Below are 16,323 nucleotides of genomic sequence, written 5' to 3' on the forward strand. Positions count from 1 at the left end.
GTTGATTGTTTAAACTCCGCTCATGACAAGAGACGCTAGCTAGTAAGAAACAAGGCACTAAAAAGCTGGAAGTATTAGTTTTTAATTAATTTCTTCATGTTTTCCACAATATTAAATGCAGCTGGACAAATAGCGACATTCTTAAGTGTAAGGTGACTTATTTGTTGAAATTTTTTTCTATCCGTATGAGGAAATTCTCTACAAGCTTTTGGTCTAACTTCGTAGATAGAACAGTGGTTATCCGCTCCCAGAAACGTACAAGGTACCTTTTGTAATACAAAATCATACTCCTCATCCATACGTAAATACTGTGCAATGAATTTTTGAGGTTTCATCCTAAAGTGCTTTGCTATTCTTTCTACATCAGCATTTGTAAAGAGTGGCCCAGTGGTCTTACAGCAATTGGCACAAGTAAGACAATCTGTTCGTTTAAATTCTTTCTCATGCAGTTCCTGCATGATATAATCTAAATTTTTAGGCGGTCTCTTTTTAAGCTTAGCAAAAAACTTCTTGTTTTCTGTATGTTTGTCCTTTGCTTTTTTAGGTAATTCCCTTAAGACATGTTCCATAAACGCACATTAATGTCGTAAAACTAGCAAAGTCGTACTTAAAAAGTGAGGATTAACTTTTAAAATAGCGTATTTGAAGAAAGATATTTTTGGCAAGGCCCTACTGGATTATCAAGCGGGAAACTATACCGAGGACATCAAAACCTATTCTTCTTTAGCCGAAGAAGATGTGATGCCCCTACCCTATCTTTTTAGAGCTTTTGAAGAAATGCCTTTTCTGGAACAGCAAGCATTATCCCTATGCAAAGGTACCATCTTGGACATTGGGTCCGGTGCTGGAAGTCATGGCCTATACTTACAGAACAAGGGATTGCAAATTACTTGTTTAGACCATTCTGCCGGGGCAATAACAGTATGCCGAGCACGTGGAGTAAAGGAAACACATCTCGGTGACATTTTTGATGTAGAAGGAGAAAGCTTTGACACCCTTTTATTACTTATGAACGGAATCGGTATCGCTGGGCAATTAAAAAATTTAGATGTATTCCTGAATAAACTCAAATCACTTTTGAGACCTGGGGGACAAATTCTATTGGATTCTAGCGATATTGTCTACATGTACGAAACCGATGAAGACGGCGGGTTTTGGATTCCTGACAACCTCGATTATTATGGAGAAGTACAGTTTCAGATGGAGTACAAAAAAGAAAAAAGCAACTATTTTAATTGGCTATATTTAGACTACAACACTTTACAACGCGCAGCCCTTTATAACGATTTGTCCTGCGAACTTGTAAGTGAGGGCGAACATTACGACTATTTAGCTAGATTATCCTTTAAAAAATAATAGCAGGCACGTTTTTTGCGTTAAGACATTAAAAAAAAGATTATGAAAAAGCTCCAAAGTATTTTTTTATCGGCCTTATTATTATTAGCTATTTCTTGCAATAAAAATAATGATGATGCCCCTGAGCTAGAACAAGAAGTGGACAAAACTGCAAATCTTCTAGCTACCGGGGACTCTGCAAATGATATACTTTCCAATGCTTCCTTCGATAAAATTCTCATACAAATTGGGTTTGTCACAGGTTTTAGACCTACAAATGCCGCTATGCAAGAATTTACAGCTTTTTTACGGGAACGCACGTTCAAAGAAGATATTGAGGTAATTTATACGGAGTTAGAATCACCAGAAGAGGAGAATTTAACCTTACAGGAAATTGATGAATTGGAAAGAGAAAACAGAACGGCCTACAATAATGGAAAAACTTTAGCTATCTATATTTATTTCGCCGATGCTCCTGCCGTCGGTGATGAAGGTGATGAGGGTATTGTAACGCTTGGCGCTGTTTATAGAAACACCTCCATGGTCATACACGAAGTTACAGTTAGGCGATTGGCTGCGCAGAGCTCCTTCATTACCAACGCCGATGTAGAAGCAGCCACATTGAATCATGAATTCGGACATTTGTTCGGGTTAGTAAATCTGGGTACCCCTGCGATAAACGATCATGAAGATCCTGATGCTCTCAATCACTGTAACGTGCAAGGTTGTTTAATGAGGGCCCAGTTACAGTTTGGAGGTCCTTCTGGCAGGTCATCTATCTTAGCGTCCAAAAGTAGTTATGAAGGTGGTATCAAAGCCGGTTGTATTCTTTCTGGTCAAAATGTACTGAATCTCTTACAGTCGAACACAGGAAAGAATTCTGCGGCACCAGGACTAGATGCGGAGTGTATTTTGGATATACAAGCCAACGGAGGGCGTTAATGCTGGTTCATTCCTTCGACTAAGCTCAGGACAAGGTTTGATGGTTGATGGTTGATGGTTGATGGTTGATGGTTGATGGTTGATGGTTGATGGTTGATGGTTGATGGTAAAATATTCTTTTCAGAAATAGCATACGCTTAAATAAGCCATACCAATTCACTAATATCACTTATTAATAACTACTGACTACTGACTCTAAGGTATGTTCAAATACTTATGGGTCTGCAAGGACACTTTCCATTTTGGGTTTTTCATCACATAATCTACAATTAAAGGGGTCACCTTATCCTTTACGCTCCATTCTGGCTGCAAATACAGTATACAATTAGCATTTGTTAATGCTGCTTGTTCCTCGGCAAAGATAAAATCGTGCTTGTTATAGATAATTATTTTCAGTTCGTGAGCTTCATCATATATCTTACCTTCAGGTAGTTTATTCTTCTTGGGCGACAAACATATCCAATCCCAAAGACCGGTCAAAGGATAAGCACCGGAGGTTTCAATATGCGTTTTTAGATTTTCCTGTTTAAGAGCGGAAGTTAATGGTCCCATATCCCAAGTCAGTGGTTCCCCACCGGTAACTACAATGGTATCCGAATATTTTGTAGCATTAGCAACGATTAAATCAATATTGGTTGGCGGATGTGTGTCCGCATTCCAGCTTTCCTTCACATCGCACCAATGACACCCTACATCACAACCACCTACCCGTATAAAGTAAGCTGCCGTACCTTTATGAAAACCCTCTCCTTGTATGGTATAAAACTCCTCCATCAAGGGTAACATAACTCCCTTATCCACTAATTTTAATACGTCCTGTTTATCCATCGTACAAAGATAGGAATAACGCTTTTTAAAATTATAGCATTGCCGCTTTAAGTAAATGAAGGTATTAGTCTCAACAAAACGGAGATTAAAATCTACGTAGTGTTAATTACATTTAATAAGACCTCGGTACTTCTTCTTTTGTATTGCTCAGAAATCAGCTATTTTTATCAAAAATAAATAACATGGGTTCCAAAGAAGATTTCTTTGCACATATTGAAAAAGGCTATACGACCAAGGGTGATTTTATTACCATGGGAGCCGCTATGCTTGGCGAAGAGACGATTACAGATGCACTGGTAAAGATACCAGTCAAAACGTTAAATCGTCATGGTTTAATCGCAGGAGCAACAGGAACCGGGAAAACAAAAACGCTTCAAGTACTGGCGGAAAATTTATCCGATAAGGGAATTCCTGTTTTATTAATGGATTTAAAAGGAGATTTAAGTGGCCTAGCACAACCCAGCCCAGGTCATCCTAAAATTGATGAACGGCACACTAAAATCGGGATTCCTTTTGAAGCAAAAAAATTTCCAGTGGAAATACTTTCCTTATCGGAACAGGACGGAGTTAAGATGAGAGCTACGGTATCTGAATTTGGACCAACATTATTATCTCGTATTTTAGATCTTACCGAGACCCAGGAAGGAATCGTTGCGGTAATCTTTAAATATTGTGATGATAACAAACTACCCTTATTAGATTTAAAAGACTTCAAAAAAGTCTTACAATACGCAACGGGCTCCGGAAAAGCGGAATTCACCAAAGACTATGGGCGTATTTCTACAAGTTCCACAGGTACTATACTTAGAAAAATAATTGAGCTAGAGCAACAGGGTGCCGATTTATTTTTTGGCGAGAAATCTTTTGAAGTAGACGATCTTACTAGAATAGATGAAAACGGAAGGGGTTATATAAATATTCTAAGACTAACGGATATTCAAGATAGACCTAAACTTTTTTCTACCTTTATGCTAAGTCTTTTGGCAGAAATCTATGCCAATTTTCCTGAACAAGGGGATAGCGATAGACCGGAACTTATTCTTTTTATAGATGAGGCACATCTTATCTTTAAAGAAGCATCCAAGGCTTTATTAGACCAAATAGAAAGTATTGTTAAGCTCATTCGTTCTAAAGGAATTGGGCTTTATTTTGTAACACAGAACCCTACGGATGTTCCCAACGAAGTACTTGCCCAATTGGGTCTCAAAGTACAACATGCATTAAGAGCCTTTACGGCAAGAGACAGAAAAGCCATAAAATTAACTGCTGAAAATTATCCGATCTCTGAATATTACAATACCAAAGAAGTACTTACTTCCTTAGGCATTGGAGAAGCACTTATCTCCGCATTAGACGAAAAAGGAAGACCAACACCATTGGCCGCAACCATGTTACGGGCGCCGATGAGCCGTATGGATATTTTAACGGAAAAAGAACTTAAGGATGTCATTGAAAAGTCAAGTCTCGTTAAAAAGTATGGAGCGATAATCGATAGGGAAAGTGCCTATGAAATATTAAATGAAAAAATTGAAAAAGCAGAAGTTCTTGCTGCAAAGGAAAAGACAAAGCCAAAGACCAGAAGCAGAACTACAAGAAGGAGCACAAGACAAAACCCGGTTATAAAGGTATTAACCAGTGCCACTTTTATTAGAGGTGTTTTGGGCGTGTTAAAGAAAGTAATGCGTTAGGAAGGCTCCGAAATAAAATTTTTAATAAAAACCTCGACGATTCAACGAAAATTACATCTAATTTCAAATTATTATAGTAGTACATGAAATCAATCAAAACAATCATCATCCTTTTCTCCTGTATTTTGTTAACGCAGTGCACAGAGAAAAAAAACAGCAACTTCATACTTTCTTCCGATCAAGTTGGAAAATTGAACAAAAATACTTTAGCTAGAGATCTGGAACTTATTTACGCTGAAGATTCTCTAGTTATGGATACGGTAAAATTAAACTTTGGAAGTGGCGCAAGTAAAATAAAGGTTTTTGAAAAAGGAGGTGCACATCTATTGACCTTAACTCCAAATTCCGACAGCATACCGACGGTGCAAAATATAAAAGTTAATGACCCTAGATACATCACCGACAAAGGCATAAATGTAAATAGTACGTTTAAGGATATTAAAGATAATTATCAAATAAAAAAGATAATTACCTCCTTAAACAACGTGGTGATTCTTTTAAAGAATAATGATATTTATTTTACTATTGACAAAACAGAGCTTCCCGCAAGTCTGCGCTATAAAGCCAATACAGATATTGAAGCAGTACAAATACCGGATACCGCCAAAATAAAGTATATGATGATCGGGTGGGATTAAAAGTTGTTCGTTACGTTTATAAAACCCCGCTTTAAACCTATTATTTTATTTGAAACCGTTCTTTATTGTTCAGTACTTTAGGACTGTTTAGCTGCATCCATTCCGTAAGCTGTATTAATTTTTCAACGTACTTTTTTCCAAAATCACTTAGACTGTACTCTACTCGTATAGGAACTTCGGGATACATTTTCCTCACCAGATAACCATCTGTCTCCAACATTTTAAGACGTTCACTTAGTACTTTATTGGAAATACCGTAGACATATTTCTTCAGCTTATTAAAACGCAACACAGGAAAGTAACCTAAATATAGAATGATAAGAATACTCCATTTGTCAGAGGCTAAGGCCAACACATCGCGTACTGGACATAATTCCGGTGGATTTCTATAATCGATATGACCAAACATTTTTTTTAATTTTTTTGCCGTCTTAACTTGCTGATTGTCAATTATAGTTTCCATTACGATACTAGATTAGAATTATGTAACCAATGGTGAATACAAATCATTTATGTATTTTTGATTACAAATAAAAACTAAGTTACTAAAAGTAACCATATGAAAAAACTCTTGGCCAATTTCATTCCAAAACTTTACGGTATGTTCCTGAATTTATTGGCCATAACCAATCCAACAAAAGCTGCAAAAAAGGCTTTCTACATTTTTTGTACCGTAAGAAAAGGACGTATACTACCACATCAGAAAACCTATCTAGACCCACAGAAAAAAGAAATTTTGCCTATTGTTGATCATGAAATACAACTTTATGAATGGAAAGGAAGTGGAGAAACGGTGCTATTAGTTCATGGTTGGGAAAGTAACACGTGGAGATGGCATAAGCTAATTGAAAAACTTACCAAAGCCAACTATCATATTATTGCTTTTGATGCTCCTGCACATGGCTATTCTTCAGGTAGATACCTTTATGTTCCTCTATATGCACAAGTACTCCAAGAACTTATTATAAAATTTAAACCTCAGCATCTCGTGGGGCATTCCGTAGGAGGAATGACCTTACTGTACAACGAATACGCGAACGCAAATGTGAGCACTCAAAGAATGGTCACCATTGGTTCTCCTTCAGAATTTCATGAAATCATGACACATTTTCAACAACTACTAGATTTTAATTCTCGCGTTTACAATGCCTTGGCGGATTATATAAAAGACAGGTTTGGCTTTACCATACACGAATTTTCAACTTCTCGCTACGCGCAAACAAATACCAAAGAAGGACTGTTGTTCCATGATAGGTTCGATAAAATAGCGCCCTACCACGCTTCCGAACAAGTGCATAAGAGTTGGAAAAACAGTGAATTTATTAGTACGGAAGGACTAGGACACTCCATGCATCAAGACGAGGTCAATGAAAAGATAGTTCAATTTTTAAGCAAGTAATTGTGAAGTTCTGCACGATCCGTTACTTTTATTGTACTATTAATTTATTACCTCCATCATGAATACTAGCGTTACTCCTTTTCATATTGCCATACCAGTACACAACCTCTCCGAATGCAGAACATTCTATAGAGAAATATTGAACTGTGAAGAAGGCAGAAGCAGCGACCACTGGGTAGATTTCAACCTTTTTGGACATCAACTGGTTATACACTACAAACCTAAATCAGCATTAGAGGACCTACATAAGAACCCAGTAGATGGGCATGATGTTCCGGTACCACATTACGGTGTTGTACTACCTTGGGAAACTTTTGAGTCTTTCTCAGAAGAATTAAAAAGCAAAGGTGTAAAATTCGTAATCGAACCCTATGTACGATTCCAAGGTTTAGTTGGCGAACAAGCTACGATGTTTTTTTTAGACCCGGCCGGTAACGCATTAGAATTCAAGGCATTCAAGGATATGGGGCAACTCTTTGCTAAATAGTTCCTTATTTAAAAAAAAGTTTACTGAGACCAAGCCGTTGGCTTTCTATCCCATCTGTGCTTACGAAGTTCTTTAAACAGATCTGGGGATAGTGCCACCCCATCACTTGTAGCAGTATTTGCTAATACATTACGTTCTTTACGCATTCCAGGTATAGTGGTACTTACGTCGTCGTTCATTAAAATAAAGCGCAATGCCATTTCTGCCATCGTCATTACTTCTGGTATTAATGGTCTCAAGGCATTTGCATGTTCCACGGAAGATTTAAGGTTTTCGGGAACAAAGTAAGTCCCCCTCCAGTCGCCCTCAGGGAATGTCGTATCCTTAGTGATATTACCTGTAAGCGTACCTTCATCAAAAGGAACCCGCGCAATAATACCCAAATCCAAGTCTTTACACAACGGAAAAAGCGTATCCTCTGGCGCTTGGTCAAAAATATTATAGATTACTTGGACAGCATCTAATTTTCCCGTTTTTAGGGCTTTAATACCATTTTCAGGCTCCCAGCGGTTCATACTGATGCCCATAGCCCCTATTTTACCAGATGTCTTTAAATCTTCAATAGCACGTTGCCATTCCTCTCTATCGCTCCAACCATCGTCCCAGGTATGAAACTGCATTAAATCTAATTGCTCCGTTCCTAAATTTCGTAAGGTTTTATGAGTGAAATCCATAATATGTTCCACGGGATAAGAATCTTCAAAACGATACTCTGGTTTTGCAGGCCATTGAAAGTTTTTAGGAGGAATTTTACTAGCAGTATATAATTTTTTAGAAGGGTGTCTTCTGACCAACTCTCCGAGTAACTCTTCACTGTGACCTTCACCATAACCCCAAGCGGTATCAAAAAAGTTGACTCCATTTTCTACCGCAAGGTCCAAAGATTTTGCAGATTGCGCATCGTCAGAAGCTGTCCAACCAGCCATTCCCCACATACCATAACCTACTTCACTTACCTGCCAACCCGTTCTTCCAAATCTTCTATACTTCATTCTTTATAAATTTTTTCACTAATTACTATTTCAACTACACTATCTTAAACATTAAATTGAGACAGATGGTGGTTAAGATGATAATTTGTTATCCGTGTCCATTTCTCTTTATTCAATTTACCAAAATAAGGATGTGCTCCAAAATTAAAATCTTTTTCCAATTCAAAAAACTCTAAAATATGCTGTTTTAATAAAACAATATCATTTTCCAAATTCGTTGGTTGTGTCCCACCTCCTTCTATCTGGCCCAATCCTTTAGCTACAGGAACTGTTTTTCCCTTATTAGCTAGCAACATAACTTCTTTAGAAGTTAAACCGCCATACTCTTCAGCCTTTATGGTATTCAAGGCTAGACGAATTTGATCTGTACAGTGACATATCATTTGATTCACGTTCATTTTTCCAAATGCAGGCCTAGTATTAACTTGCAATGAATCTATTCTATCAAAATAATTTTCAATATCACTGGCACTCATAGTCCATTTTATTAAGGATAATGACTAATCCTCCTCCATCCTTATCCTAAAAATCACATCGTTAAAAGGGAATAAAAAAATAATCTTTACCCCAAACTAAGCCCTTTATTCTTCACCCATACATATGCAAATAACATATTAGGAATCCAACAGGCCCAAGCAACCACCCTATAAGCGGGTATAAAGGCACCTATAGCAATGGTCAATAATGGCAACCAAATCCGGAGTGTTACGGCTGCAAAACATGCTGCATAACTATATATCATATAAACCTGATGTTTTTGAATATCAGATTTTTTTGCTGCAAAATAAGCTCCTGAGGTAAAATATAACCAAACAATTGCTAGGCCTATAAATCCAGATTTAGCAATCCAACCCCCAGTAGCATAAAACGCAATAAAAAATCCGCAAATACCACTTAACGAAACTGATATCATATATATTTTTCCAATGATTCTATGTCTATTTAAATTAGCATTTCTGAATCGTTTGCTAAATTGAATCCATCCCACCATTAGTGCTATACCACCGAAGAGTATATGACCGTAGAAACCGATATTCCATACCGTATTTGCCAATAGAGCTTCGGTCTTTGATAAACGTAGCCCAATTTCCCCGTCCGCAAAGAAGTACATAAGTGGATAAAGGCCCACCCCTATCGCTAAAAACCCAAATACAAACCAAGCTACTTTATTGGTCTTGTTCATTATTTTTATTTAACAGATTCATGGTTAAAACAATATGATAAACTATTTATATCGCCAGCTAGTCAAATCTGCGCCTTTAGGTGCACTTTCCGCAATACGTTTCATAATTTTGGGAACATACATGCTATTGTAGCGCAGCCTGCTTATGGCATTAGGTTGTTCCGGATCTCCGTTCCAACAATGTTCTGCCCTATCGCCATACAGCACCTCACCATCATAATACGGTTCAAATGTACTTTCCAAAAAATCTTCCATAAGATAGACGGCATTGTTGAGGTAATAATTGTCCATATCGCCGCAATAGATATGAATTTTACCTTTAAGATGATTTCCAAGTTTATCCCAATCCCTTTCTAAAATATGTCTTAGGTCATAATTTTCTTTCCAATACTCCGCAACAGAATGGTCAATATCACCGGTCATTTTATCCCAGATACGAACGGGGTAACCATCATCACCTTGCGGGGAATAGGTCGCCTCCCAAATATCCCACTGCTGACCTGATCGCGACTTGTCTCCCAAAACCAATTCTAAATGGTTTCCTTCTCTTAAGGTAGATTGTATGTTACCCAAATAGTCTCTATGCGCAGGTACTTCTAGTTTTTTATGGGTACTATCATAATAGTAGGCATTATCATCTTCATAGATATTGGTTAAGCAATATGCCCTAAAATCTATAGGGTCAGGACAAGCAGCAAAGCATCCGTTATACTCTTCGGGGTATTTCACTTGTACTGCCAAAGCTTCCCAACCACCGGTTGAGCCACCATAAAGAAATCTGGACCAACCTTCTCCCAAACCTCGAAACTCTTTTTCAATATGTGGAATAAGTTCATAGGTAATGGCATCACCATAAGGGCCTTGACTTGCAGAATTAACGGCGTAGGAATCATCATAATATGGCGTTGGATGCTGAATTTCTATGATAATCATTCTTGGGAAATCTGGCTCGTTCCAACGCTTGTAAAAATCATATGCTTCCTGTTGTTGTATAACGTTGTAACCCTCCAAATCAAAACGCTCCGAATACTCCGGCTTCATTTCCGGATCTGGTGGTGTTGTACGGAATCCCCCGAAATCGTCCGGAAAATGACCTTGAAAAACCATCAAGGGGTATTTAGCCTCTGGGTGTTCCTTAAACCCTTTAGGCAAAAGCACATGTGCTCCTAGATACATATCCCGACCCCAGAATGCTGTAAGCTTTTCGGATTTTATTTTGATATGTTTTATCCACTCAGTGTCTACTGGCTCTGCAATTGGTGGAATAACTTGATCCATTACTACGGCAACATTTTTAATACCACCTTCCACTACTCTAATCTTAAATGGTTCGCTGTACAGATTTCCTGGCGAACTTTTCCATTGTTGCCCCTCTCCATTATCCATTGGAAGTTTAACCGTTTGTCCCGTAGCAAGATTAAAGGTTTCATATACATGCAGCAAGGCCTGTACGTTATACTCTCCCGGCGGCAAATCGCTAAGACTAGCATAAGGATAACCAAAAACAGTTTCATCAAAAGTAATTTGATCCCCTGGTTTCATCTGGTCAACGTTCAGCCCAAAAATTAATTGACCATTAAGACCATCATTAATTTGAAAACGAGGCTCTTTCTCGTCATTATTAGAAAGCATCAAGAGCAGACGGCCATCTTTTGGGCCTGCGCTTACTTCCTCCTCGAATGAAACATTAACGGAAATTTCAGGTGTTTTTTTATTTTCCTCACAGCCTACTAACAAAAAGTAGCCTGCTAGCAGGGTAAGTACTAATTTTTTCATAAGATAATTTGGTTGATTAATTACTACCTAAAAGGTACGTTATTCTTTTTCACCATCAAATAACAAATCAATGATTAAAACGTTTTAGTTAAGTAGCCCTATCTATTAAACCTTAAAAAACGTCTTATGAAGAAAATAGTATACGTTCTAAGTTTGCTCTTTGCAGTAGTTCTTCTAAGTTGTGATTATGATGATAGTAATGATATTGATATATTGAAACCTACAGATTCTACAGCAACTGGAACTAGCGTTCCCGAAGTACCTAACTAAAAAAACCTGCAATCTTTGATTGCAGGTTTTTGTTGCTGTTACATTTAAAAATCTTGAGTGCCTTTTTTAGAAATAGATTGCTCATATCTTTGGCGAACTATTCTCTGTTTCTATGTCTTTCTCTTGCCAGCAATGTATTTTTTAAGAGCATTGCGATGGTCATAGGACCGACACCGCCTGGGACAGGAGTTATATAAGATGCTTTTTTACTTACGTTTTCAAAATCGACGTCACCGGTAATATAATACCCTCTTTCCCTACTATCATCCGGAACTCTAGTAATGCCCACATCTATTACAACCGCATCATCCTTTACCATTTCGGCTTTTAGAAAATTAGGAACTCCAAGTGCAGAAATAACAATATCCGCTTGCGATATAATCTGCGTTATGTTCTTGGTATGGCTATGGGTTAATGTCACCGTAGAATTACCCGGCCAGCCTTTTCTACCCATAAGAATACTCATAGGTCTTCCAACAATATGGCTTCTACCAATAACAACAGTGTGTTTTCCTTTAGTATCTACATTGTAGCGTTCTAATAATTCTAGTATACCAAATGGCGTTGCAGGTATAAATGTACTCATATCCAGAGCCATTTTACCAAAGTTTGTGGGATGAAAACCATCTACATCCTTATCTGGATGAACGGCCATGATGACCTTTTGAGTATCAATTTGCTCCGGTAAAGGAAGCTGAACTATAAATCCGTCGATATTGCTATCCTCATTTAATTCATTGATTTTCTTAAGCAGCTCTTGTTCTGAAGTTGTACTCGGCATTTTAACCAGGGTAGATTCAAAACCCACACGTTCGCAAGAGCGTACTTTACTACCAACGTAGGTTAAACTAGCACCATCATTACCAACAATTATTGCTGCTAAATGCGGTACTTTCTCTCCTCGTTCCTTCATCTTTGCAACCTCAGCAGCAATTTCTGATTTGATGTCGTTCGATACTTTTTTTCCATCAAGAATTTCCATAGATCTTCAGTTTTCAGTAACAGTTTGCAGTCAAGCTCCAAACTTACTAGGGTTATTTATCATGAATTGAATTAATTTACCAACTTCTTCTGATGAACTAGTTAGTTCATCAAACTTTTTTGCATTTAAATAGTTACATGAAAATGCAAACTGCAGCCAAACTTGTGTTTCAGAATTTTCTGCATCAGAATCTGTCAATTTGCTAACAAAATGTTTTGGATACTTCCTTTTTCTATATGATTCCGATAGATTAGCGCATATTGAACGAGAAGAACGTCTAATTTGGTCCGTAAACGAATATTTTTCTTCTGTGGGAAAGGATTTAGAAATTTCAAATATAGCCATAGCCAAATCAAAACCCTTTTGATACGCTAATAATTTTTTGAAACTCATTTGTTTTTAATGCTTACTGCCAGCTGCCTACTGCCCTCTAACTACTTACGAATCAACGCATGTTCTGCATCATCTGCATCATTTTTTTGCCACCACCACCTTGCATCATTTTCATCATCTTACTCATTTGCTCAAACTGTTTTAACAGCTGGTTCACTTCTTTAACATCTCTACCGCTTCCCTTGGCTATTCGCTTCTTACGGCTAGCATCTAACTTAGAAGGAGTTGATCGTTCTTCCGGAGTCATAGAGTGAATAATTGCCTCGATATGTTTAAAGGCATCATCATCTATATCCAAACCTTTTAGGGCCTTTCCCGCACCGGGAATCATACCCATAAGGTCCTTCATGTTACCCATTTTCTTAATTTGCTGTATTTGACTTAGAAAATCATCAAAACCAAATTTATTTTTCGCAATCTTCTTTTGAATCTTGCGTGCTTCTTCTTCATCGAATTGCTCTTGTGCTCGTTCCACCAAAGAAATGACGTCTCCCATTCCAAGAATACGATCGGCCATACGTGAGGGATAAAAAACATCTATCGCCTCCATCTTTTCTCCAGTACCTATAAATTTAATGGGCTTGTCCACAACAGACTTAATGGATATAGCCGCCCCACCACGTGTATCACCATCTAATTTGGTTAGGATAACTCCGTCAAAATTCAGGATATCGTTAAAGGCCTTGGCAGTATTTACGGCATCTTGACCCGTCATCGAATCTACAACGAACAGTGTTTCCTCTGGATTTATAGCCTTATGGATATCAGAAATTTCATCCATCATCTTTTCATCCACTGCCAAACGACCTGCAGTATCCACGATAACGACGTTATGGCCGTCTGTCTTTGCTTTTGCAATACCCGCCTTCGCAATTGCAACCGGATCATTGTTATCCCGATCAGAATAAACCGCAACGCCTATTTGTTCCCCAACTACATGCAACTGGTCTATTGCCGCAGGACGATAGACGTCACAAGCCACTAATAATGGGTTTTTAGATTTCTTTGTCTTAAGGAAGTTCGCAAGTTTTCCGGAAAATGTAGTTTTACCGGAACCTTGAAGACCGGACATTAATATTACGGAAGGGTTACCGGATAAGTTAACTCCTTCGGAGTCTCCGCCCATGAGTTGGGTGAGCTCATCTTTAACAATTTTAACCATTAACTGACCTGGTTGTAAGGTCGTTAATACGTTTTGCCCCAGTGCCTTCTCCTTTACCCTATTTGTAAATTCCTTGGCTATTTTAAAATTAACATCGGCGTCCAATAAAGCACGGCGTACTTCTTTGGTGGTCTCTGCTACATTAATCTCGGTAATCTGCCCATGTCCTTTGAGTACATGGAGGGCTTTATCTAGCTTTTCGCTTAAATTATCAAACATCTTTTTTGAGCTTTTACAAGGAAGACAAATTTAAGAATATCAGTCGTAAGTCTCTAAGAAGTAGCTTAAAATCTGTAAAACAAAAGAGCATCCAGTTAATGGATGCTCTTTCTCTGGGATGTGGGGCAAAAAAGGTGTTACATTTTCATGAAATTCCCAGTGTATATGACCTCCATCAACACCGCCAACGAGGCCCAACTCTTTACTGTTGGCGGTATATATTTGGACGTTATTTATTTTTCTAAAACCAAGGTGGTAACCATGCCGCCCTCTCCTATATATATTAATTCAATTCTGCCATCAGCGAGAGAGACAAAATCCCAAACATCTGTCAGCTCATCAAGGAGCATGTTATCCGCAAAATTCAAATATACTTTAAGACGTTCTTCGCTATTCCTAAGCACTCTCCAAAGACCTTGACCAAAAGCTTCTCCGCCTTCTAACACAGCTATCTGATGGTCTGCCATAAAGTTTAAGCTATATCCTCCAAATATTGCAGTATTATCCATTTCTCCTTCCATATAAGAGGCTACCGTCCATTCACCACCCATCATAATGTTTCGTATTTCAGGAATATCACCATCATCGGTATTATCCCCGCACACACGTTGCAGTAGTAACTCATAACCAACTTCCTCTACTTCAAATTTTAATCTATTGTTCGTTAATTCACGAACAGGCCATTCAAAGTTAACTCCAGGTTCGCCACCGATTGTAATGGACATTACCAATTTTTGTTCAGCATTAAATACTATTTCCCAAGAACCTTCGGAAGTAGTGACGCCGTTACTAAGTGTAACAACTCCATCTGCCATAAACTTAAATTCGTAACCCAATAATCTCTCAATTTCCTCACCTTGGTTCTTAACCTTTTTAATGATCCATTCACATTCTTTTAGGATTTCTCGTAAAGTATTTGGGTCTTCTCCTTCTTCATTACCTCCCTCGTTGCCATCACAAAAACTTTTTAGTTCCAGCTCGGAATCATTATCTGCCGATAATTCTAATTCTTTATAATCTTCATCAAAATCTGCCTCATTCAAATTCCAATTTACATTTAGCTCCTCAAGGCTTAAACCAGTAATAGAAAGTAGAATATCGTTCTTATCACCGGACAGGCTGTAACTACCTTGATATTCCAAACCATTTTGCTTTACAACGACTCCTCCTTCGGCATCAAAGAAAAGGTTTGCAGTTCTGAAATCAGTGATTAAATCATTGTCGTTACGCTCAAATTCAGTTATTTTCCAAGGGCTGCATTCTACCAAACTTTCTTTTATACGATCTACATTGCAATCATCGCAGTCATCGTCATTATAATCATCATCATCATCCTCGTCACAAGCATCTTTAGCGTTTTCTATTGCCCTAGCCAATTCTTCATTGGTATTAACCTCCAATATGGTACCATCATATAATTCTAAGGAAATTGGAAAATCAAAACTTACTAAATCAGTATCTTCAAGATTTCCGAAAAACCTTCTTAGATCCTTATCGCTTTCAACAACCACACTACCAGTTTGCTCCAATTCTACATCAAACGTGAACAGTGTCATGGGATAAACGAAATCTATACACTCAATGTCGTCGTCATCACCCCCTTCTTTACACTGTGCGGCAAGTTCTCTTAAATTTTCAATACCATTAATGGTAATCTCGGTAAAATCACCGGCAGTAATTGTAATGGGAAAAAGAATTTCCAAAAAATCCTCATCACTATCGATGGCATCAAAAATTTCCTCTATTAAATGAAGGTCTTCTCTAGAATCAATTGTCAATTCAACTCCGTTCACCGAAACGGTATAAGGAAACTTAATATCAAAGCAACTAGCCCCATCAACAATATTATCAAAAGAACCGTCTTTTGTAGAAGTGTTCTTAATGAGGGTAGCTGTAGAAGAATTTGCCATTATTGCTTGTGGCTCCTCTCCTGTGTTTATCTCTTCAAATTCATCTTGGCAAGACGTAAAATTCAGTGCAACTATAAATAAGCTTATATACGCTGCATAATTCAAAAACTTTTTCATAA

Annotated in this window: 18 protein-coding genes; 7 read left to right on the top strand and 11 right to left on the bottom strand. The window is 37.9% G+C overall.

Going from position 1 to position 16,323, the window contains the following annotated elements:
• Positions 1-74 precede the first annotated feature (74 nt).
• Positions 75-569: a YkgJ family cysteine cluster protein gene (locus SJY09_RS09210; protein WP_396635437.1), complete on the bottom strand. Its 495-nt coding sequence runs from the start codon at positions 567-569 to the stop codon at positions 75-77.
• Between the two features lie 73 nt (positions 570-642).
• On the opposite strand from SJY09_RS09210, the gene SJY09_RS09215 reads away from it, so the two are divergent.
• Both SJY09_RS09215 and SJY09_RS09220 read left to right on the top strand, forming a co-directional pair.
• Entirely contained in the window at positions 643-1,356 is a 714-nt protein-coding gene (locus SJY09_RS09215; protein WP_396635438.1) for a class I SAM-dependent methyltransferase, read from the top strand.
• Positions 1,357-1,398: 42 nt separating this feature from the next.
• The gene (locus SJY09_RS09220) at positions 1,399-2,277 is read left to right on the top strand and encodes a hypothetical protein (protein ID WP_396635439.1); all 879 of its coding nucleotides are present in this window, start codon (positions 1,399-1,401) and stop codon (positions 2,275-2,277) included.
• Positions 2,278-2,472: 195 nt separating this feature from the next.
• Here the strand turns inward: SJY09_RS09220 and SJY09_RS09225 are convergent, their stop codons facing one another.
• On the bottom strand, positions 2,473-3,105 hold the full coding sequence (locus SJY09_RS09225) for a 7-carboxy-7-deazaguanine synthase QueE (RefSeq protein WP_396635440.1): 633 nt from the start codon (positions 3,103-3,105) through the stop codon (positions 2,473-2,475).
• Positions 3,106-3,287: 182 nt separating this feature from the next.
• Here SJY09_RS09225 and SJY09_RS09230 point away from each other — a divergent pair, with 182 nt between their 5' ends.
• Positions 3,288-4,793: a helicase HerA-like domain-containing protein gene (locus SJY09_RS09230; RefSeq protein WP_396635441.1), complete on the top strand. Its 1,506-nt coding sequence runs from the start codon at positions 3,288-3,290 to the stop codon at positions 4,791-4,793.
• An 83-nt stretch (positions 4,794-4,876) separates the two neighbouring features.
• On the top strand, positions 4,877-5,431 hold the full coding sequence (locus SJY09_RS09235; protein WP_396635442.1) for a hypothetical protein: 555 nt from the start codon (positions 4,877-4,879) through the stop codon (positions 5,429-5,431).
• A 40-nt stretch (positions 5,432-5,471) separates the two neighbouring features.
• Here the strand turns inward: SJY09_RS09235 and SJY09_RS09240 are convergent, their stop codons facing one another.
• Positions 5,472-5,894, bottom strand: coding sequence for a winged helix-turn-helix transcriptional regulator (locus tag SJY09_RS09240; RefSeq protein WP_396635443.1), 423 nt, complete (start codon positions 5,892-5,894; stop codon positions 5,472-5,474).
• Positions 5,895-5,990: 96 nt separating this feature from the next.
• Here SJY09_RS09240 and SJY09_RS09245 point away from each other — a divergent pair, with 96 nt between their 5' ends.
• A complete protein-coding gene (locus SJY09_RS09245; protein WP_396635444.1) occupies positions 5,991-6,830 on the top strand; it encodes an alpha/beta fold hydrolase in 840 nt (279 codons plus the stop codon).
• A gap of 58 nt (positions 6,831-6,888) precedes the next feature.
• Positions 6,889-7,317, top strand: coding sequence for a VOC family protein (locus SJY09_RS09250; RefSeq protein WP_396635445.1), 429 nt, complete (start codon positions 6,889-6,891; stop codon positions 7,315-7,317).
• Between the two features lie 20 nt (positions 7,318-7,337).
• On the opposite strand, the gene SJY09_RS09255 is transcribed toward SJY09_RS09250, so the two are convergent.
• The 4 genes from SJY09_RS09255 to SJY09_RS09270 all read right to left on the bottom strand — a co-directional run bounded on the left by SJY09_RS09255 (position 7,338) and on the right by SJY09_RS09270 (position 11,268).
• Positions 7,338-8,309, bottom strand: coding sequence for an aldo/keto reductase (locus tag SJY09_RS09255; RefSeq protein ID WP_396635446.1), 972 nt, complete (start codon positions 8,307-8,309; stop codon positions 7,338-7,340).
• 44 nt (positions 8,310-8,353) lie between these two features.
• Positions 8,354-8,785, bottom strand: coding sequence for a DinB family protein (locus SJY09_RS09260; RefSeq protein ID WP_396635447.1), 432 nt, complete (start codon positions 8,783-8,785; stop codon positions 8,354-8,356).
• Between the two features lie 86 nt (positions 8,786-8,871).
• The gene (locus SJY09_RS09265) at positions 8,872-9,492 is read right to left on the bottom strand and encodes a DUF2306 domain-containing protein (RefSeq protein ID WP_396635448.1); all 621 of its coding nucleotides are present in this window, start codon (positions 9,490-9,492) and stop codon (positions 8,872-8,874) included.
• Between the two features lie 42 nt (positions 9,493-9,534).
• Positions 9,535-11,268 carry an alpha/beta hydrolase-fold protein gene (locus SJY09_RS09270; RefSeq protein ID WP_396635449.1) on the bottom strand — a complete coding sequence of 578 codons (1,734 nt, stop codon included), beginning with the start codon at positions 11,266-11,268 and terminating at the stop codon, positions 9,535-9,537.
• A gap of 126 nt (positions 11,269-11,394) precedes the next feature.
• Here SJY09_RS09270 and SJY09_RS09275 point away from each other — a divergent pair, with 126 nt between their 5' ends.
• On the top strand, positions 11,395-11,538 hold the full coding sequence (locus SJY09_RS09275; protein ID WP_396635450.1) for a hypothetical protein: 144 nt from the start codon (positions 11,395-11,397) through the stop codon (positions 11,536-11,538).
• Between the two features lie 97 nt (positions 11,539-11,635).
• Here SJY09_RS09275 and SJY09_RS09280 read toward each other — a convergent pair whose 3' ends face one another.
• From SJY09_RS09280 to SJY09_RS09295, 4 genes are all read right to left on the bottom strand, one after another.
• Entirely contained in the window at positions 11,636-12,520 is an 885-nt protein-coding gene (locus tag SJY09_RS09280) for a bifunctional 5,10-methylenetetrahydrofolate dehydrogenase/5,10-methenyltetrahydrofolate cyclohydrolase (protein WP_396635451.1), read from the bottom strand.
• 30 nt (positions 12,521-12,550) lie between these two features.
• Positions 12,551-12,913, bottom strand: coding sequence for a four helix bundle protein (locus SJY09_RS09285; RefSeq protein ID WP_396635452.1), 363 nt, complete (start codon positions 12,911-12,913; stop codon positions 12,551-12,553).
• 52 nt (positions 12,914-12,965) lie between these two features.
• On the bottom strand, positions 12,966-14,294 hold the full coding sequence (ffh, locus tag SJY09_RS09290) for a signal recognition particle protein (protein WP_396635453.1): 1,329 nt from the start codon (positions 14,292-14,294) through the stop codon (positions 12,966-12,968).
• Positions 14,295-14,527: 233 nt separating this feature from the next.
• Complete coding sequence (locus SJY09_RS09295) at positions 14,528-16,321, bottom strand: hypothetical protein (protein WP_396635454.1); 1,794 nt, start codon at positions 16,319-16,321, stop codon at positions 14,528-14,530.
• Positions 16,322-16,323 lie beyond the last annotated feature (2 nt).

It is taken from the genome of Maribacter sp. R77961 (assembly GCF_044594925.1).
In the GTDB taxonomy this organism is placed as follows: domain Bacteria; phylum Bacteroidota; class Bacteroidia; order Flavobacteriales; family Flavobacteriaceae; genus Maribacter.